This is a genomic window from Sphingomonas taxi, from assembly GCF_000764535.1.
Taxonomy (GTDB): domain Bacteria; phylum Pseudomonadota; class Alphaproteobacteria; order Sphingomonadales; family Sphingomonadaceae; genus Sphingomonas; species Sphingomonas taxi.
The window spans coordinates 3493121-3512626 of sequence record NZ_CP009571.1 but is presented as its reverse complement, the minus strand read 5'-3'; the positions used below and the strand labels follow the sequence as shown (position 1 = coordinate 3512626).

16 protein-coding genes are annotated in these 19506 nt (G+C 66.6%); 6 read left to right on the top strand and 10 right to left on the bottom strand.

What is annotated here, in order from left to right:
- The first annotated feature begins 33 nt into the window (after nucleotides 1-33).
- From MC45_RS16060 to MC45_RS16045, 4 genes are read left to right on the top strand one after another with little or no spacing between them, the layout of a single operon-like run.
- The gene (locus tag MC45_RS16060; protein ID WP_038665314.1) at nucleotides 34-735 is read left to right on the top strand and encodes a SapC family protein; all 702 of its coding nucleotides are present in this window, start codon (nucleotides 34-36) and stop codon (nucleotides 733-735) included.
- Nucleotides 728-1738 (top strand): cupin-like domain-containing protein, encoded by a 1011-nt coding sequence (locus MC45_RS16055; RefSeq protein WP_038665311.1) that lies wholly within the window; start codon nucleotides 728-730, stop codon nucleotides 1736-1738. The genes MC45_RS16060 and MC45_RS16055 overlap by 8 nt, the downstream gene beginning before the upstream one ends.
- Nucleotides 1735-3222: a tryptophan halogenase family protein gene (locus MC45_RS16050; protein ID WP_038665308.1), complete on the top strand. Its 1488-nt coding sequence runs from the start codon at nucleotides 1735-1737 to the stop codon at nucleotides 3220-3222. The genes MC45_RS16055 and MC45_RS16050 overlap by 4 nt, the downstream gene beginning before the upstream one ends.
- Nucleotides 3222-4280: a LacI family DNA-binding transcriptional regulator gene (locus MC45_RS16045; protein WP_179944549.1), complete on the top strand. Its 1059-nt coding sequence runs from the start codon at nucleotides 3222-3224 to the stop codon at nucleotides 4278-4280. Before MC45_RS16050 ends, MC45_RS16045 begins: the two co-directional genes overlap by 1 nt.
- A 44-nt stretch (nucleotides 4281-4324) precedes the next feature.
- On the opposite strand, the gene MC45_RS16040 is transcribed toward MC45_RS16045, so the two are convergent.
- The 5 genes from MC45_RS16040 to MC45_RS16020 form a co-directional block, all read right to left on the bottom strand.
- Nucleotides 4325-6526, bottom strand: coding sequence for a glycoside hydrolase family 3 N-terminal domain-containing protein (locus MC45_RS16040; RefSeq protein WP_245640749.1), 2202 nt, complete (start codon nucleotides 6524-6526; stop codon nucleotides 4325-4327).
- Between the two features lie 279 nt (nucleotides 6527-6805).
- Nucleotides 6806-7018, bottom strand: coding sequence for a hypothetical protein (locus MC45_RS16035; protein ID WP_038665299.1), 213 nt, complete (start codon nucleotides 7016-7018; stop codon nucleotides 6806-6808).
- Between the two features lie 31 nt (nucleotides 7019-7049).
- A complete protein-coding gene (locus tag MC45_RS16030) occupies nucleotides 7050-7373 on the bottom strand; it encodes a hypothetical protein (RefSeq protein ID WP_179944548.1) in 324 nt (107 codons plus the stop codon).
- 1204 nt (nucleotides 7374-8577) lie between these two features.
- Nucleotides 8578-8826, bottom strand: coding sequence for a hypothetical protein (locus MC45_RS16025; protein ID WP_038665296.1), 249 nt, complete (start codon nucleotides 8824-8826; stop codon nucleotides 8578-8580).
- A gap of 47 nt (nucleotides 8827-8873) precedes the next feature.
- Entirely contained in the window at nucleotides 8874-9095 is a 222-nt protein-coding gene (locus MC45_RS16020) for a hypothetical protein (protein ID WP_038665293.1), read from the bottom strand.
- A gap of 138 nt (nucleotides 9096-9233) precedes the next feature.
- On the opposite strand from MC45_RS16020, the gene MC45_RS19960 reads away from it, so the two are divergent.
- The gene (locus MC45_RS19960) at nucleotides 9234-9359 is read left to right on the top strand and encodes a hypothetical protein (protein ID WP_257015405.1); all 126 of its coding nucleotides are present in this window, start codon (nucleotides 9234-9236) and stop codon (nucleotides 9357-9359) included.
- Between the two features lie 49 nt (nucleotides 9360-9408).
- Here the strand turns inward: MC45_RS19960 and MC45_RS16015 are convergent, their stop codons facing one another.
- Nucleotides 9409-10992, bottom strand: a complete 1584-nt coding sequence (locus MC45_RS16015) for a Na+/H+ antiporter (RefSeq protein WP_038665290.1) — start codon at nucleotides 10990-10992, stop codon at nucleotides 9409-9411.
- A 587-nt stretch (nucleotides 10993-11579) separates the two neighbouring features.
- Between MC45_RS16015 and MC45_RS16010 the strand changes: the two genes are divergently transcribed.
- Nucleotides 11580-12755, top strand: coding sequence for a zinc-dependent alcohol dehydrogenase (locus MC45_RS16010; RefSeq protein WP_038665288.1), 1176 nt, complete (start codon nucleotides 11580-11582; stop codon nucleotides 12753-12755).
- A gap of 135 nt (nucleotides 12756-12890) precedes the next feature.
- On the opposite strand, the gene MC45_RS16005 is transcribed toward MC45_RS16010, so the two are convergent.
- From MC45_RS16005 to MC45_RS15990, 4 genes are all read right to left on the bottom strand, one after another.
- Nucleotides 12891-14381: a tryptophan halogenase family protein gene (locus MC45_RS16005; RefSeq protein WP_038665284.1), complete on the bottom strand. Its 1491-nt coding sequence runs from the start codon at nucleotides 14379-14381 to the stop codon at nucleotides 12891-12893.
- Nucleotides 14378-15406 carry a cupin-like domain-containing protein gene (locus MC45_RS16000; RefSeq protein ID WP_156143861.1) on the bottom strand — a complete coding sequence of 343 codons (1029 nt, stop codon included), beginning with the start codon at nucleotides 15404-15406 and terminating at the stop codon, nucleotides 14378-14380. Before MC45_RS16000 ends, MC45_RS16005 begins: the two co-directional genes overlap by 4 nt.
- A complete protein-coding gene (locus MC45_RS15995; protein WP_038665281.1) occupies nucleotides 15403-16131 on the bottom strand; it encodes a SapC family protein in 729 nt (242 codons plus the stop codon). Before MC45_RS15995 ends, MC45_RS16000 begins: the two co-directional genes overlap by 4 nt.
- A 131-nt stretch (nucleotides 16132-16262) precedes the next feature.
- Nucleotides 16263-19475, bottom strand: a complete 3213-nt coding sequence (locus MC45_RS15990; RefSeq protein ID WP_038665278.1) for a TonB-dependent receptor — start codon at nucleotides 19473-19475, stop codon at nucleotides 16263-16265.
- Nucleotides 19476-19506 lie beyond the last annotated feature (31 nt).

Sequence of the window (19506 nt, the reverse complement as noted above, 5' to 3'; positions counted from 1 at the left end):
CCAAGGCACCTGTTTCACGGGATTGGATCGATTATGCCCGACCATGCCATCCTTACCGCCGCCACGCATGCCGGCACCCGCATCCGCCGCGAACGCAGCGCCGCGCTGGGCGATGCGCAGATGAGCTGCCTGATCGTCCCCGACGAATTCCGTCGCGTGCAGCACGACTATCTCATCCTCTTCCGCCGCAACCTCGCCGACGGCAGCACGCTCGCGCTCGCCATGTTCGGGTTCGAGAATGACGAGAACCTCTACCTCGCCGATGGCCGCTGGGATGCGCGCTACGTGCCCCTGGCGATGGCGATCCAGCCGCTGCTGATCGGCGCGAGCGCGCAGGGGCCGCAGGTCCATATCGACATGGCCAGCCCGCGGATCGGCGATGGCGACCTGCTGTTCGACGCCGATGGCCAGCCCTCCCCCCGCCTCGCCGCGATGATCGAGCAGCTGGGCGCGCTCGACGCCGGCTATCGCGAGAGCGCCGGCTTCTTCGCCGCGCTCGATCGCCACGAACTGCTCGAGCCGCTGACCCTCGAAGTCCCGCTCGACGACGGATCGATCAATCGGCTGGTCGGCTTCCACGTCATCGACGAGGATCGGCTGCGCGGCCTGTCGGGGTCGGCGCTCGACGATCTGCATCGCGACGGGCATCTGCTGCCGATCTTCATGGCGTTGGCGTCGCAGGGCAATCTGCCGGCGCTGATCGCCCGCAAGAACGCGACGCTGGCGCATGGCTGACATCTTCGCGGCGCTGCCCCGCGTCCCCGAGGTGGCGGTGGTCGATGCCGCCGACCTCGACGCGAGGCTGCGCGCCGCCGACCGGCCGTTCGTGGTCCGCAATCTGGTTGGCGACTGGCCGTTGGTCCAGGCTGGTCGCCGCTCCGCGCAGGATGCGCGCCGCTATATCCTCGCGCACCGCCGCGACGTGCCGTTCACCGTGTCGGTCGGCGCACCGGGCAGCGACGGCCGGCTGTTCTACGACGATGCGATGGGGATGAACTTCGCGACCTTCCAGTCGAAGCTCGACGAGATCTTCGCGCATATCGACGCCAACGACGACGCCCGCACCATCTATCTCGCGTCGATCGACCTGCTCAACTTCTTTCACGGCCTGCACGAGGCGAACCACGTCGACCTCGGCACCCGCGACCCGCTCGTCAGCATCTGGATGGGAACGCGGACGCGCATCGCGGCGCACAACGACGTGCCCGACAATCTCGCCTGCGTCGCGGTCGGCCGGCGCCGCTTCACGCTCTTCCCGCGCGAGCAGTTCCGCAATCTGTATCTCGGTCCGATCGACAATACGCCCGCGGGCCGCGCGGTCAGCATGGTCGATTTCCATGCGCCCGATTTCGCTGCGCATCCGCGGTTCCGCGACGCGCTCGACCATGCGATGGTCGCCGACCTCGACGCCGGCGACGCGCTCTACGTGCCGGCGATGTGGTGGCACCACGTCGAGGGGCTGGCGTCGTTCAACGTGCTGGTCAATTACTGGTGGCGGTCGAGCCCGCGCTGGCTCGGCCAGCCGCAGGATGCGCTCAACCATGCGATCCTCGCCATCCGCGACCTTCCCGAAGACCAGAAGAGGCATTGGCGCGACATGTTCGACCATTATGTTTTCGAGGATGACGCGGCCGTCTCGGCGCATATCCCGGAAGGCGCGCGCAGCATCCTCGCGCCGTTGACCCCCGACACCGCCGGACGGCTGCGCGCCTTCCTGCTGCGGGCGCTGGGCCGATGAAGGCGCGCCGCATCGTCATCGCCGGCGGCGGCACCGCGGGCTGGATGGCCGCCGCCGCGATCGCCCGCGTCATGGGCCGCGCCGCCGAGGTCACTCTGGTCGAATCCGACACGATCGGCACCGTCGGCGTCGGCGAATCGACGATCCCGCCGCTCATCACCTTCAACCGCCTGCTCGGCATCAACGAAGCCGAGTTCATGCGCGCGACGCAGGCGACGTTCAAACTCGGCATCGCCTTCGACGGATGGAAGCAGGCCGGCGACAGCTATTTCCATTCCTTCGGTCTGACCGGCACCGACCATTGGGCCGCGGGCTTCCAGCATTATTGGCTCGACGGCCAGACCCGCGGCCACGGCCAGCCCTATGACGATTACTGCCTCGAACTGATCGCCGCACGCGAGGGCAAGTTCGCGCATCTGCCCGACGACCGCATGAACTACGCCTATCAGCTCGATTCGGCGCTGTACGGCCGCTTCCTGCGCCGGATGGCCGAAGCCGACGGCGCCCACCGCATCGAGGGCAAGATCGCGCAGGTCGAGCTCGACGGGGCCAGCGGCGACATCGCGGCGTTGCGGCTCGAGTCGGGCACGCGGATCGAGGGCGACCTGTTCCTCGACTGCACCGGCTTTCGCGCGCTGCTGATCGAACAGGCTTTGCACACCGGCTTCGACGACTGGACGCATTACCTGCCCTGCGACGCCGCGATCGCGGTGCAGACCGAAAGCGTCGCCCCGGCGGTGCCGTTCACCCGCGCGATGGCGCATGACGCCGGCTGGCAATGGCGCATCCCGCTCCAGCATCGCGTCGGCAACGGCATCGTCTATTGCAGCCGCTATCTCGATCACGACGCCGCGCTCGACCGCCTGCTCGGCAATGTCGAGGGGCGCGTGCTGACCCAGCCCAACCGCATCCGCTTCGTCACCGGCGCGCGACGCAAGCAATGGCATCGCAATTGTATCGCGCTGGGCCTGTCAGGCGGGTTCATGGAGCCGCTGGAATCGACCAGCATCCACCTGATCCAGCGGGCGATCCTGCGGCTGATCCGGATGATGCCGGCAGGCGACGTCAGCCCCCGCGACGTCGCCGAATTCAACGACCAGCAGCATACCGACATGCTGCAGATCCGCGACTTCCTGATCCTCCACTATAAGGTGACCGAGCGTCGGGACAGCCCGTTCTGGCGGCAGTGCGCGACGATGGAGATTCCGGACAGTCTCGCGCAGAAGATCGAGCTGTTCCGCGAGACCGGCCGCGTCTTCCGCAAGAACGAGGAATTGTTCGCCGAGAACAGCTGGGTGCAGGTGATGCTGGGCCAGGGCATCGTGCCGCGCAGCCACCACCCGATCGCCGCCAAGCTCGGCGACGACGATATGGCGCGCTTGCTATCGACATTGCGCCGGAACGTCGCGACCACGGTCCGCGGTCTGCCGCCCCATGCCGCCTACGTCGCGCAATATTGCGGCGTGGCGCCCGACGCCGCCTGATGGTCCGCCGTCGCCAGGCCGTCACGATCCGCCACGTCGCGGCCGACGCTGGCGTCTCGTTGCAGACCGTCAGCCGCGTCATCAACAAGGAGCCGAACGTCCGGCCCGAGATGACGCAGCGCGTGCAGGCGTCGATCGCCAAGCTCGGCTACGTCCCCTCGATCGCCGCGCAGCGCATGGCGGGATCGCGCTCGCATCTGATTTTGGCGCTCAACGACCGCGAACGGACGATCGCCGACTGGCGCAGCCGCGAGGGCGCGGATTGGGTCGATCAGATGCTATTGGGCGGCATGCTGACCTGCGCCAAACACGGCTATCGCATGATCGTCGAACTGGTCGACACCCACAGCGACCATATCGAGCGCGAATTGCTCGCGGCGATCGCCGCGCTGCAACCCGATGGCGTCATCCTGACGCCGCCGCATTCGGAAAACCTGCTGATCACCCGCCTGCTCGAGGACCATGGCATCAGCTTCGCCCGCATCGGCTCGCTCAGGCCGGGCGGCGGCTTCGCCTTGACCATGGATGACGAGGGCGCGGCGCGCCTCGCCACCGAACATCTGGTCGCGCTCGGCCACGCGCGGATCGGCTTCATCGCCGGCCCGGCCGAATACGAACTCAGCGGCTGGCGGGTCACCGGTTGGCGCAGCGCGATGGCCGCCGCCGGTCTGCCGATCGGCGACCTGCTCGCCGAGGGCGATTTCAGCTTCGCCTCGGGCCGCCGCGCGGCCGCTGCCTTGCTGGACGCGCCGCTGCCTCCCACCGCGATCATCGCGAGCAACGATCAGATGTCGCTCGCGACGCTGGAGCTGCTGCGCGAGCGTCGCCTCGACGTGCCCTCCGACGTGTCGATCGTCAGCTTCGACGACACGCCGATCGTCCGCTTCACGCATCCGGCGCTGACCGCGGTCGTCCAGCCGATCGCCGACGTGACGGCGCGCGCGGTGGAACTGATCATCGCCGAACAGGCCGGCCGCACGCTGCCGGACGGCCCGACCATCGTCCCGGTCGGGCTGGCCGTCCGCGGCTCGACGGCACCACCGAAGGCGGCCGGCTGACGACGCCGTACGATGACCCACGCGCGATATGGCACGGTCGTCTGTCACACCAGCCGTGTCACCGCGTGCAAGCCCGGATCGGCGGAGCTGGACGCGATCCAGATGTCGACATCACCGGGCTCGATCCGTCGCGTGCCCCTGCCATCCACTATCGCCAGATCCGCCGGGCCGAGGGGCAAGGCGACGGCCCGGCTTTCGCCTGCGTCGAGAGTCACATGGGCGAAGCGCTTCAACTGCCGCACCGGCCGGGCGAGGCTGGCGACGCGCTGACGCACGTACAGCTGCACGAGATGCGTCCCTCGCCGTGCGCCGATGTTGCGGACGGTGACGACCACGTCGCTCGCATCCGCCAGCACGGGCGGGGCGGTGACGGTCTCGAGGGCGAAGCGCGTGTAACCGAGGCCATGGCCGAACGCATAACACGCGGCATCCGGTGCATCGCGCCACCTGCCCGTACCACCCTGTGGCTGCGGTTCGGCTGGTGGCGGCCGCCCCGTGGGGAGCCGATCGTAGGACCAGGGCTCCTGACCGGTTGCGAACGGGAAACTCACCGGCAGCCGGCCGGTAGGCTCGACGTCGCCGAACAGGATGTCGGCCAGCGCCGGCCCCGTCTCGCAGCCGAGAAACCAGGTCGCCAGAATCGCAGGCGCTGCCGCCACCGCCCCCTGCAGCGCGAGCGCCCGGCCGTGGCGCAGCAGCACGACGATGGGTCTGTCCGTCGCGGCGACGGCATCGGCCAGCGCCTGTTGGGCGACCGGTATGGTGATGGATGTGCGGCTGTTCGCCTCTCCCGACATGTCACCGCCTTCGCCGATCGCGAGCAACACGATATCGGCGCCCCGCGCAGCCGCGACGGCGCGCTCGATCCCGCCGGGGATCGGCGCCTCGATCCCGCTGCCCGGCTCGACGATCAAACGTGTCGGGGCGGTGATCCTGCCGCGCAGCGTGGTGGCCAGATCGATGCCCGTGCGCCGGTAGCCGGCGAAGCTCCACGGGCCGTCGAGTTGCGCCGGGTCGTCACCGAACGGTCCGATCAATGCGATACGCTTGGTTGCGGACGACAGCGGCAGCAGGTCGCCGTCGTTGCGGAGCAGAACGACCGCGCGCGTGGCGGCTTCCCGTGCCAGCGCGCGCGTTGCCAACGTGCCGATCCGCGTCCGTTCCGCGGCACGGTCGAGCGAGCGAAATGGTCGATCGAACAGCCCCAACCGCATCTTCAGCCCCAGCACGCGTCGCACCGCCTCATCGACCCGCGCCATCGGCACCCGCCCCGCCGCCACCAATGCCGGCAGATGCGCATTGTAGAGGCCGCTTTGCATGCTGACGTCCGTACCCGCCAGAATGGCCCGCCGCGCCGCGTCGGCTTCGTCGCTAGCGGCGCCATGCGCGATCAGCTCGAGATCCGCTTGATAGTCCGAGACGCACGGCCCGCGGAACGCCAGCTCGTCGCGCAGCAAACCGGTCAGCAGCGGGCGGTTGGCGGTAGCGGGTATGCCGTTCACGTCGGTAAAGCTCGCCATCACCGCGCCGGCACCGGCTGCAAACGCCGCGGCGAACGGCGGGACATGGACGGCTCGCAGCGTCGCGGGCGACACGTCCACCGCGCCATATTCCATGCCTCCACCGACGGCGCCATAACCCGCGAAATGCTTGGGGGTGGCGCAAAGCGCATCGTCCGCCGACAGATCGTTGCCCTGGAACCCTCGTACGCGCGCCGCGGCCAGCACGCAGCCGAGATGGACGTCTTCGCCGGCGCCTTCGGCGACCCGGCCCCAGCGCTGATCGCGGGCAACGTCGACCATCGGTGCGAACGTCCAGTGGAGGCCGCCCGCGGTCGCTTCGGATGCCACCGCCCGTGCGATCCGTTCCGACAAGGCAGCATCAAACGCCGCCGCCTCCCCCAGCGGGATCGGGAAGATCGTCTCATAGCCGTGGATGACGTCGGCTGCGAAGACCAGCGGAATGCCGAGCCGGCTCTGCAACGCCGCCCGTTGCGCCTTGCGGGCGCCCGCGACGCCATGGCCGTTGAACAGCATGCCGATCTGCCCCGCGCGGATCGCCATCAACATCGCAGCGGCGTCGCGCGCAGCCTCACCCGGATTCGTCGGGCGTCCGAGTGGCCGGATCGTATCGGAGAAGCAGGACAACTGCCCCGCCTTCTCCTCGATCGTCATGCGCCCGATGAGGTCGTCGATCCGATCCTGCGCCTCCCGGGCGAGCGCAGGCCAGGCCGGCAACATCGACATGCCCAATAGAACAGATCGGCGGGAAACCATGGCTCTCTCCGCATGCGGGACCAGTGGGACGAATGTCCGAGACCGGCTCCCTTACGAGCACGGCGATCGCGTCGCGCATGCACCCAGCCGGAGAGGCTACCGACAATCCTGCCAATGTCGAGCCGTCGTTCATCTAGCCAGATCGACGATTTCGGCGCCGGTATCGCCGCTTACCTGCATTATGACTCGGGCGGGATACGCTGCCCCACGACCAGACGCTCAGAGCCTCTCAGCTCGTACCGCAGTCGTTTAGTCTTCATCGTCCGATTTGGCGTCGATGCCGCGCGCAGCCAGCGCCTCTCGCAGCTGTCGCTGGATACTTGCCCCGTTGAGGTGGCCGTGGACGCCATCCCGTCCTTCTGCGCTCAACTGCGCGCGGATGTCGGCGACCGAATGGCAGGCCCCGGACCGGGCTAGCTGGAAGGCGCGCTCGATGGTGCCGATCTCATTGTCCCTGTTCATAGGCTCTGGTCGCTTATCCCTGATAGGTCGGTCAAATGGTTGGCTCGGTCTGCAAGCTTGGCGCATCGGTCGACCTGCGGCCCGCTTTGCGCTCGGCCGCGACGAACTCCGACGATCGCAGGTTGATGCGGTCGTACAGTTCAAGCAGGTGATTGACCTCGTCGATCACCGTCGCCTGCTCACGTCGCCAGCGCTCGCTCACGTCCGCCGTCGGGACACCGTCGCGGCCGTCGTGGATCGTGAAGCCCTGGTCGAGCAACCATAAGGCATCCTGCGCCCGCGAACGTTGCCGCCGCAGGTGAAACACCCATTGCTCGATGACCCCTGACGGGACCAGCCTCTCGATCTCACCCATTGCTCGCGCCTATCCGCCTTGCGCTGCATGCGCCAGCTACGATCGAGGCCCCGCAACATCTTATGGCCGGCCGGCGACAAGGATCTCGCAATCTGTCCTGACCGTCGGTGGTGGCGGCTTGCCCGGGCAGGAGGCATCCAAGCCGGCGCGTGGCGCTCCGTCCGCCTGTCAGGTGGGGAAACGGACGAAGCGCCGGCACACTCTCCAGTACGCAACAGGGAGTCTGCGCTCCGGATCGCTCTCATCGCATCGTCGGATTAAGATTACGCGAAGAAGCAATGTTCAATGCGACCAATCTTAGCCCGTCAGAAGCCACCGCTGATGATCCGCCACCAGCGTCTGAGCCGTTGCCTCCACTTGGGGCGTTCGTGCTTGGGTATAGGCTTCTGTTCGGTGTTGCGCCGCGCGCGGTTGCTGGTTGGTCGGCGAGCCATGCCACTTCATGACCGCTGACGATTGCATCGGTCGTGAACGCGCCGGACGGACGCGGTTCAGCTTCGCCTCGAGCGCGGGCCGTTCGGGTGATGGCAATCGATAGGACGCGTCCTGCCACGCTGGGTCAAAAGAGCAACAGGACGCGGGCTACGGCTCATTAGGGGGAATCGCGCAGCCGACGCGATGATGATCGCTGCCACGACCGCCATCAATGATCCAGAAGCACTATAGGTGTCAGCGGATATACCTAGTTCGCCCGCCGCCGCAGCCTCAAGAAGTCCAGAAGAGGATGCCGGACCGCCGTAATCTCTATCGCCAGCCACATTGAACGCGGCGATTGCAACGATCACCGGATCACGCGCGGCGGAGTCACGAGAAACAACTTGCGTCCGCTATGGGCGGCATGCCCGTTGTCATCCATCGTCGCGACGGTCTGGATCACGATACGTCAGATCGATGCTTCGCATCCGGTGCAGGCTGAAAAGATGCGCGTGGGCGATCGCGGACCTGGCGCAACGCGCGCGACGCATATGCGCCTTCTCCTGTGCGCACCGCGTTTCGTGATAGATCCGAAGGGCTCTCGATTCTTCGCTTGGCACACGTCTCTCCCGGTGACGCATGCATCGTTGATGATCGAGATTATCCAGTGGTTAAATAGCCACTTTGATGATCGATACCGCCCGAATCCGTCAAATAGACCCAAGATCGCATCGATGCGATGCTTCTCTACCGACCCATAAAACCGGGCAGCCCACGCATCCGTATCGGGTCAAGTCTTGGCGGTGATGGGCACGGATACGCGGCCTTCCCGCCGCGGCCTGGCATGCGTCGCACCGGCGTCGACCGCCTCGCCATGACGCGTGGCGTACAGACGGCGGAGGATCAGAGCGAGGTCGCGCTCGGTGAGGTGCGATACGGGATCGATCACCGCACCCTCGGGCAGAGGTTCGACGAAGGCGGCCAGGCGGTTGCATGCCGCACCCAGTTCCGGATCGAACGTGTCGTCGAAATCAGCCATCGGCGGAACCTACCCATTCTGCCGGCCCCTGCAAGATGATGACGTGCCTACGCCTGTTCCGCGTCCGGATCGAAGGCCTTCCGAGCCGCCTCGTCGCTTGCTTCGGCCTTGTCGTCCGTCTGGTCGGCGCGGCCGGTATCACTCTGCCCCCTGCCATCATCCGCCTTGCCGGCGCTCGTGCGGTGTTCCGAACGAGGTGCGGCCTTGTCGATAGCCTCGCCGCGGTCGTCCGCCTTCGCGCTTCCAATCGTCTGCTTGTCGTCGGGCATAAGGCTCTCCTGTTCCGCTCTCCAACGTCCAAGGCATGGATTCGGCAGCGATCCCGAGGGCGGACCGAAATGGCGTGCAACGATCCAGGTGGAAGGGTGTACCGCAGGACCGGGCGCCTCGCCCGAAGGATGATGACAATGGCCAAAAGCCAGCACAAGTCGAACAAGGAAGCCCGCAAGCCCAAGGCCGTGAAGGTCAAGACGATCGCCGCCAACGCGTCCACCAAGGATAACCCGGTCGCCATGGTCACGATCCGCAAGTAAACGGGACCCCGTCTGCCGCGAGGATCGCCGCGCAGCGTCCGTCGTTCGATCAGCCTTTCGCGGCGGCGGCGGCGAGTTCCTCGAGATCGAGGTCATGTTCGAGGTCGTGGAGCGTTTCGTCGTCGATACGTCCGGCGCGGTGCAGCCGGACCAGTTCGGCGCGGCCGGCGGTGACGGCGGCGATGATGACGTCGAAATGGCTCGCGATCGCCACGTCGCGCTCCTCGGCCGTGCCGTCGAACGCATCCGCTACCGTCGCGCGGGTCCGGTAGCGCCGCAACAGCTGCGGGTGGATGACCGTGCCATCGGCTGCCACCGCCTCGCGTTCCACGACGGCCAGCTGCGCCCGGAACAGCATCGTCTCGGCGGCGTGAAGATCGAGCGGCGGTCGCGTGCTGCCGTCTTCCGCCGGCTTCATCCTCCGGATGATCCAGCCGAGCGAGGTGCCCTGCACCAGCACGGTGACCAGGATCACGGCAAAGGCGGTGACGAGCATCAGGTCCCGCGCCGGCATCGCCTCCGGCAGCGACAGCGCGACCGCCAGCGTCACCACGCCGCGCATTCCCGCCCAGCTCATCACCACCGCCGCGCGTGGCCCGAGCGGTTGCCGGCGCGTCCACCCGATGCGACGAAGGATCGTGAGGCCGGCGTCGACACCGAAGATCCACAGGAAGCGCGCGACGATCACCGCCGCGACGATGAGCAGCACGGGCCGTGCCATCGTATCCACCACCATGCCGAGCCCGCCCACGCGGTCGAGCAAGCCCCGGAACGACAGGCCGATAAGCAGAAAGACGGCAGCTTCGAGAAGAAACACGAGCACCTGCCAGAACGCCAGCGCCCGGATGCGCACGCGCGCGTCGAAGACGACGTGCTGGAACCAGCCGCAGGTCAGGCCCGCGGTGACGACCGCGATGACACCGGAGACGTGCAGCCGTTCGGCCGCGATATAGGCGCTCCAGCAGACCAGCACGGTCGCCGCGATCATCAGCGTATCGTCGCCGAGCCGGCGAAGCAGGGCCACCCACAACCCGCCGATCGCCGCCCCCACCGCGATGCCACCCGCCACCAGCAGGAAGAAGGTCCCGGTCGCCGCCCCGAGATGGAAGCCGCCGGTCAGCACCGCCGCCACTGCGAACCGGAACAGGACCAGCCCGGCGGCATCGTTCAACAGGCTTTCGCCTTCGAGCAGCGTGGTCAGCCGCCGCGGCAGCCTGACCCGCTGCAACACGGCGCGTGCCGATACCGCGTCGGGAGGCGACAGGATCGCACCCAAAGCGACGCAGGCGGCCCATGGCAATTGAGGCATCAGCACCTTGGTCACGATGGCCACGACCGCGGTCGTGAAGAAGACCGCACCGACCGCGAGCGACAGGATGCCGGCCATGTGCCTTCGGAACGGCGCGATGGCGGTGAACCACGCACCGTCCATCAGCAGGGGTGGAAGAAACAGGACGAGGACCAGTTCCGGGTCGATCGCGATCCCCTGCACGCCCGGAACGAAGGCCACCGCGCATCCGCCGACGATCAGTGCGGCTGCCGGCGGCAGCGACACGCGACGAGCCAGATAGTGAAGCCCGACTACCACCAGGAACATGCCGATGATCAGCTCGAAGTTCGCCGCTGGATGCATGGGGCCGCCCTTTCCTATTCGTCAGGTCATGCTGTGCAATCTGCCCCCAACGCGGTCAACGTGACCCCCAGCGCATTTCGGGGCCGCACCCCCATCTCACTGTTTCCCGACGTGTAGCGACAAGCGTGGAATGGGCGGGGCGGATCAATCGACATGGAATGCCCCGCCTTTTAAGGACGATATGAATCCGCGACAGGGGGCTGACCTGCACTTTCTCAACACGCGCCGGGCCTTGCTGCGGTCCGCCATGCTGACCCCAGTCGGGTTCTGGACGGCAGCGCATGCGCGGCTTGCCCCGGTTGCGGCGGCAGAACGGCCACCTTGTGCTGCCGGCAAGGCTGTTTAAAATCCTGACAGCACGCGGCGAACTGGCTTTGACCTTTCGGATCAGAGAGACGGCGTTTTAAGTCCGGCCCGGATGCTCTTTGACGGCGTTCAGCGCGCGCGGCGACGTCGGCCTCGACCGGAACAGCGGACGTTTCTTCTTACGGACATTACCGCCGGGTCCATTCCGCGAACCAACGCGTTGGGGTTGCACAGTCGCTTTTCCGATCCGGGCGGAGCTCCTGGTCATACGGAGAAGAATCATGCGCGCATTATGCTGGCACGGTAAGGGCGATGTCCGCGTCGACACCGTCGCGGACCCCGAGATCAAACATCCGCGCGATGCGATCATCAAGGTCACGGCCTGTGCGATCTGCGGGTCGGACCTCCATCTGCTCGACGGCTATCAACCCACGATGGAAGCCGGCGACATCCTCGGCCACGAGAATATGGGCGAGGTCGTCGCATTGGGCTCGGAAGTCACCAATCTCAGGATCGGCGACCGCGTCGTGGTGCCGTTCACGATCAGCTGCGGTGACTGCTGGTTCTGTCGCAAGGGTCTGTTCGCCGCCTGCGACCGGACCAACCCCAATGCCGAGATGGCCGCCAAGGCGATGGGCCATTCGCCCGCCGGCCTGTTCGGCTTCAGCCACATGCTGGGCGGTTATTGCGGTGGTCAGGCCGAATACCTCCGGGTACCCATGGCGGACATCGGCCCGATCAAGATCCCCGACACCGTCACCGACGATCAGGCGCTGTTCCTCTCGGACATCTTCCCGACCGGCTACATGGCCGCCGAGAATGCGCAGATCGAACCGGGCGACACCGTCGCCATCTGGGGCTGCGGCCCGGTCGGTCAGTTCGCCATTCGCTCTGCCCTGATGATGGGTGCGGGCCGCGTGATCGCGATCGACGAGCTGCCCGAACGGCTCGCCATGGCGGAAGCTGGCGGCGCCGAGACGATCAACTTCGCCGAGACCGACGTTTACGACGAACTGCAGGCACGGACCAAGGGACGCGGCCCCGACAGCTGCATCGATGCGGTCGGCTGCGAGGCGGCGGGACATGGCGCAGCCGATGCCGTCATGGACAAGGTCAAGGCCAGCATGATGCTCGCCACCGATCGCGTTCACGTCCTGCGCCAGGCGATCATGAGCTGCCGCAAGGGTGGCACCGTCTCGGTGCCCGGCGTCTATGTCGGCATGGGCGACAAGCTGCCGATCGGTGCGGCGATGAACAAGGGCCTGACCATCAAGCTCGGCCAGACCCACGTGCAGCGCTACACCAAGCCGCTGCTGGAGAAGATCGTGGCCGGCGAGATCGACCCGAGCTTCGTCGTGACCCATCCGGCCAGTCTGGAGGACGCACCCGAAATGTACGCCAAGTTCCGCGACAAGGAAGATGGCGTCATCAAAGTGGTGATGCGCCCGCACGGTTAATCGCTGCGCCCCGAGTGTTGATAGGCATCCGACCCCACGGAGGTGTCGGATGCTAAGACGATCCCGATCGGACACTCACCACCCAGCGCATCTAATTGGCTCGAGTTGCATCGAGCCGATTAGGTGTTTCTCACATCAATTGGCTGCTGTTCGAACGTAGCCATCCAGAAAAACCTGATGCGATGGCAAACCGTCGACGGACCGCGCGATCGTCGTGCGCATATCCCGCAAGGCGGATCGCAGTTGATCGGACGGCATCAATCGAACCAGCGGGTGATGGCTCGCGGCGGCAAGGCGCTGGCCGAGCATGACCTGCAGCCACGACGCGACGCGGAAGAGGTCGTGATCAGCCTGATAGGCGTTGGCGCTGTCGCGGAAGAGCGCGATGCGGTCGGACAGACTGTCAGGGATCGTCATCGCTCGCCGGTCGCGCCAGAAAGGCTCGTCGCGGCCGGTGAGATGATAGTGGAGGATGATGAAGTCGCGCACGCCCTCGATCTCCTGCGCGGCCTGAACGTTGAAGCGGGCGATGGCCGCGGCGCTTGGCCGCTCGCTCGGCAGCAATTGCAGGAAGCGGGTCAGCGCGATCATGATGAGGTGGATGCTCGTCGATTCGAGCGGTTCGACGAACCCGCTCGCCAGGCTGAGCGCGACGCAATTGTGCTGCCACGCCGCCTTGCGCCGCCCGGTGCGGAAGCGGATCAGCCGCGGCTCGATCAGCGCCGCGCCCTCGACCGTCGCCAACAGGCGTGCGTGCGCAGCATCGTCGCTGAGATAGTCGGCGCAATAGACCAGCCCGTTGCCGACGCGATGGTGCAGCGGGATTTTCCACCGCCAGCCGGCATCGTGCGCGATCGCCCGCGTATAGGGGCGCGCCGGGCCGGTCGCCTCGGTCTGCATCGCCAGCGCGCGGTTCGTCGGCAGCCAGTCGCCCCAATCCTCGAACCCGACGCCGAGCGCCTCGCCGATCAGCAGCGCGCGAAAGCCGGTGCAATCGAAGAACAGATCGCCGGCGACGGCCGTGCCGTCGTCGAGGATCAGCGTGGTGATATCGCCGCTTTCGGTATCGCGGACGACCCGGTCGATCTTGCCTTCCAGCCGGCGCAGGCCGTTTGCCTCCGCCTTGCCGCGGAGGAACCGCGCATAGCGGCCGGCATCGAAATGATAGGCATAGTTGAGCGCCGGCGTCCCGCCGATGGCGAAGCGGTCGGCCGCGGCGGCCTCATGCTCGTAGCAATAGGACCCGAACGGTTCGGCGACACCGCGCGCCTGCGCCTCCAGCCAGAAATGGTGGAAATCGCTCATCCATGTCGATTGGCCGACATCGCCGAACGAATGGATGTAGCGGTCCCCCTCGCGCGCCCAATTCTCGAACGAGATCCCCAGTTTGAAGCTGGCGCCGGTCGCCTGCATAAATTCGCGTTCGTCGACGCCGATCAGCGCGTGGAAGGCGCGGACGGTCGGGATGGTCGATTCACCGACCCCGACGGTGCCGATCTCGTCCGATTCGACCAGCGTGACGTCGGCGAACGGACCGAGCTGGCGGGTCAGGATGGCGGCCGCCAGCCAGCCCGCGGTGCCGCCGCCCGCGATGACGATGCGGCGGGGCGTCGCCGGCCCGTTCATCGGTTGATCCGTTGCAGCAATTGGGCGCGCAGCAGGCGCGCCGCACGCGCGTCGAGCGGGGCGAGCGCGCCCTGCGCCGGCGCGGGCAGATGTGCGGCGGCACGACCGGATTCGCCAAAGACGTAATAGTCGAACATCGCCGCCCAGGCCGCCTTTTCGGGCGCAGGGCGGTCGCGCAGGCTGAGCAGGGCGTGCAGGATCGTCGTCATCGGCGAGTCCATGAAAGCCGGCGCCGTATTCCACCAATAATTGATCATGACGTTGAAGTCGGACAGCGCCTCGACGTGATGCCACCACAAAGCGGGGTAGACGACCGCGTCACCCGGCTCCAGCTCGGCGACGCGGGCATGCCGCCGCGCTTCGGCAAAGGCCGGAAAGCGATCGAGATCGGGCGCGCGAAAGTCGACCAGCGAGACAACCTGCCCGCCCGGCGTGGGCTCGAGCGGACCGGGATAGAGGTTCGCGATCTGGTCGGGAGGGAAGAGCGTGAACCGCCGCCTGCCGACGGCGACGCAGGCGATGTTGTTCGACATGTCGTAATGCGCCGAGGCGATCGTGCGCGTGCCGATCCAGATGCTGCGCAACGCCTGCCCGAACGCCGCCTCGTCCAGCGCCAGGTCGTTGCCGGCCGCTGCGAGGCCGGGAAAGAACTGGCCGAGGTCGGTCGAGCCGACGTAGAATGCGGCGCCCGCCTCCGTGCCGGCAAGCATGCGGCGGAGATAGGCGGCGAGGTCGACGCGCTCCGCGGCGAAATCGAGGCGCGTCAGGCTCTCGTCGTAGAAATAGCGGCCGCCCGCTTCCGCCGGCGCGGTGTAGCCGACACCCGGTCGACCGCTGTAGAAGGACAGCAGATAGTCCGCCGCCGCCGCATTGCCTTGGCGGCCGGCGGCGACGAGCGGCCAGTCGCGCACCAGGCCGCGAACGATCACCGGCTCGCCGCGCCGGACGAGGGCGTCCGGATCGAGGGCGGCGTCGGTGGCCGCCACCTCCGCCACGCGCCGGTCGGTGATGGCGCCGGCGCTCACCGGCCCGCCTGCCGCGCGGCCTTCAGCGCGATCAGCCGCTGGACATTGCCGAGCGATGCGGCGGCGAATATCGCGCCTTCGAGCAGGCCGTGACCGTGCAGACGCTCCAGCGCTTCACCGGACAGACCGGCGAGCGCCTGACGGTCGACGGTGAGGATATCGGGCACCTCATAGGTCCGATCGTCGTCGAGCGAGATTTGCAGCGTGATCGCGCGCAACAGTCCCGCGTCGCGCCACGCCGCGCAGATCGCCGCAGTCGTTTCCATACCCTGGAAGATCGTCCGCAGCACGTCGGTCATATGGTCGAGCAGCGGCGCGTTGCCGCCATGCTCCTTGAACAGGGGCAGGCCGTCGGGCGCGCCGACCCGCGGATCGTCCAGATCGACATGCACCATCGGTTCGTCGTCGCCGCTTGTGGCCGTCTTGCCGACGGCGATCGAGAAAGGCCCGCGGCGTTGGAAGACGGGGACATAGTCGCTCGTCCAGCGATCGCCGGCGAGGAACAGATTCTCGTCACGGTCGAGACCCAGCAGCGCATAGGGCTGGAGAGCCCCGTTCTCCTCGCGGAAGATGATCGGGAAGACGCGCTGCGCCTCCTCGAATTCGGACGGGAAGATCGGCAGTTGGTTGACGCCATCGCCGAACGCCGCGCCAGCGCGGATCGCGACGCGCAGATCGGCATGATCGATATTGTTGAGCAGCACGCGGTTCATCGCCGTCAGCATCTCTCTTGGTAAAATCGTGATCCTGTCCCTGCCGATGGCGTACCGTGCATCGTCCGGGTCAGCAAGCGTCTTCCAAAAAAATGGGCCGCTCCGAAGAGCGACCCCAAGGGGAGACGTAATCGATGATAAGTTCAGAATCGATAGCGCGCGCCGAGCAATAGTCTCGGCTTGTTTTCCTGCGCGAAGAAGGTCTGGTTTTCCGAGCGTCCGTAGCTGCGCACCGATTCGCTGGTCAGGTTGATACCTTCGAGCGAGACGGCGATCTGTTGATTGATGTCCCAGCTGACGTTGACATCGACGCTGCTATACGGCGCGAAGAAGACGGGATTGCGGTCGGTGGTGCCGCCACGGCCGATTTCCGACAGGTATTTGGCACGCCAATTGTACGTCAGGCGCGCCGACAGACCGTTCTTGTCGTAGATCAGCGAGGCGTTCGCCGTGTCGGACAGGCCGAGCAAGGCGAATTGATCCGCGGTCGGCGCCGCCAGCACGTCGATGCCGACATTGCCGCGCACCAACGTGTAGGACGCCGCGACGCCGATACCGGTCCGGCCGAAGAAATACTGGCCGGCGAACTCGGCACCGTAGATTTCCGCGTCGCGGTTGTTGATCGGCGAGGCGATCGAGAAGATCGCCAGCGGATCGTTGGCGTCGGGCGTGATGTCGACCGAGCGCGACAGCTGGTCGAAATAGCCGCCGTTGACCGAGGTGCCCGAACTGTTGGCGCGGATATCGGCGTCGGTTTGCGCGACGTTGCCGCCGTTCTGGACCAGCCGGGCCGTATAGCTGAACAGGTTGATGTCGGTCCGGTCGAGACCGAGCCGGCCGAGCGCCTCGGCCGCCGTGCCGGATCGCGAGCCTGCCGCTCCGGTGGTGGCGTCGCGCAGGCCGAACAGATTGCCGTTCGACAAGCCCGTTCCGACGAAGTTGCGCACCCGTTTGTCGAAGAAGCCCGCCGACAGGTAGCTCGACGACTTGAAGTACCATTCCGCGGATATGTCGAAATTGTCCGACACGAGCGGGCGCAGGTTCGGGTTGCCCGTCGTGCCATTCGGCTGGCCGCCGAACAGCGTCGCGCGGCTGCCGGCAGCGGCGGTCGAGCTGACGAACTGGTCGCCGTAGGACGGGCGTGCGATCGTCTTGCTGAACGAGACGCGGGTGATGACGTTCTCGAACGGCGAGATCTGGAAATCGATCGCGGGCAGCAGATTGTCGTAGCTGCCGCGGCCGGACAGCGGCGTCGCCGCCGACGAGCCCGGCACGTTGAAGTCGTTGTCCGACGTCCAGATGATCGCCGACGGTCCGTTGACCAGCGAGAACGCCCTCACCTTGGTGACTTCGTAGCGTGCGCCGACGACCATGGTCGCATCCGCACCGGCGATCTGGCCCTTCCAGGTCAGCTGGCCGTAGGCCGAGGCGATCTTCTCCTCGATCCTGTCGTCATTCGCCGAGCCGGCGGTGACGGGATTGCCGCGCGCGGCGTAGAGCGGCGAGAAGATGTTATTCAGCGCCACCGCATTGCCGCGGAAGGCATTGAGGCCGGGGCCGGTGACGCCGGGCTTGAAGTGATCGAACTTGCAGACGAGGCAGAAGGTCTTGATCAGTCCTGCGGCCTGCGCCTCGACCTCGCCGGGATTGCTGATGCTCCAGTCGCCCAGCGTCTGCGTGGTCTGGGTCCGCGTCGAACGAAGCTTCGAATCGATGTAGCTGCCACCGAATTCGGCCTTGCTGCCGCCGCCGAGATCCCAGCCGAGGCCGAGCTGCGCCTGATTGATCGTCTGGATCTGCCGCGCGGAGTTGGTGCGGGCGACCTGGGTGCCGAGATCGCCGGCGTCGAGCTGGCCGTTGCAATTGCCGATCACGCGGCCCGGTCCGGCGTTGGAGGACAGTGCGTTACAGTCGTTTATCGTCTCGCTGACCTGCGGGAAGCCGCGCGACCAGTCGATCGTCTGCCCATTGACGACGTTCGCACCCATCGAGAACAGGGTCGAGCTCGCGCCGTTCGACGCGTCGGGCAGCGCCTGCGACTTGGAATGCTGGATGTCGGCGACCAGCTTGAACTTGTCGCTGACGTCCCACGCCGCGTTGAGGCCATATTCCTCCAGCTTGTCCTTGGTGGCGCGGAACTGCTGCTCGTAGCCGGTGTCCTTGGGATCGGGCACCGCCTGCGAGATGACCGTCGCGGTCGGCACCGGGCTGTTGTCGAAGGTGACGGTGCCGAACGGCCGGTTGAGCCAGTTCGTCTGATCCTGCCGCGCCTCGTTCTGGCGGTTCTGCGCCCACAGCACGTCCGCGGTCAGCAACAGGCTTTCCACCGGGCGGAATTGCATGACGCCCGAAGCGTTGATGCGCTCGCGGGTCGATTCGGAGAAATGGTAGCGCGCATCGTTCGGGAAGGCGATCAGGCTGCCTGCGGGCGGGCGGTTGTTGATCACCGTATTGGCGCCGAAGATGTCGCCGGGATTGTCGATCGTCCGAATGTTCCAGGCGTTCGACGTCGAGCTGGCGGCGGCGGAGTTGCGCTTCTGGTAGCTGCCGAACAACGCGACACCGAAGGTATCGCTATCATTTTTCCAGTTCAAAAGACCGGACACTTCCGGCGTGACTTTCGCCAGGCCGTCTTCGTCCTTGGAGATGCTGGTATCGTACGACGCCTTGGCGCCGATCGATCCCGACAGGCCCGACTGCCGCGAATCGAGCGGCTTGCGGGTGATGACGTTGATCGTCGCGCCGATGCCGCCGGTCGGGATGGCGGCGCGCCCGGTCTTGTAGACTTCGAGCGTGCTGACGCCTTCCGACGCGAGATTGCCGAAGTCGAACGATCGGCCGGTCGCGGTGGCGAAGTCGACGCTCTGGTCGCCGCCGACCCCCTGCAGGTTGGTCGCGGGCAACTGCCGGCCGTTGAGCGTCACGAGGTTGAAGCCACCGCCGAAGCCGCGGGCGGTCACCTCGGCGCCCTCGCCGTTGACCCGGTTGATCGACACGCCGCTGACCCGCTGCAGGGATTCGGCGAGATTGGTGTCCGGGAACTTGCCGATATCTTCGGCCGAGATCGCGTCGACGATGCCGTTCGAGTTGCGCTTGATGTCGATCGCGCGATTGAGCGACGCGCGGATACCGGTGACGACGATGTCCTCGCCCGACCCTTCCGCGGTGGCGGTAGTGGCACCGTCCTGCGCGGCGCGTGGCGCGTCTTCTGACCCCGGCTGCGCATTGGTGGCGGGCGCATTGCTGTCGTCACCGCCGCCGACGACCTGGGCCGATGCGGGCGTGGTGAGACACAATGCGATCGCGCCGACCGATGTCGTGCAGACGAGCGCCCTCAATGGCGAAAATCCCCTCATGCTTCCTCCCCTTATGGTCAAGCAGCCGCCT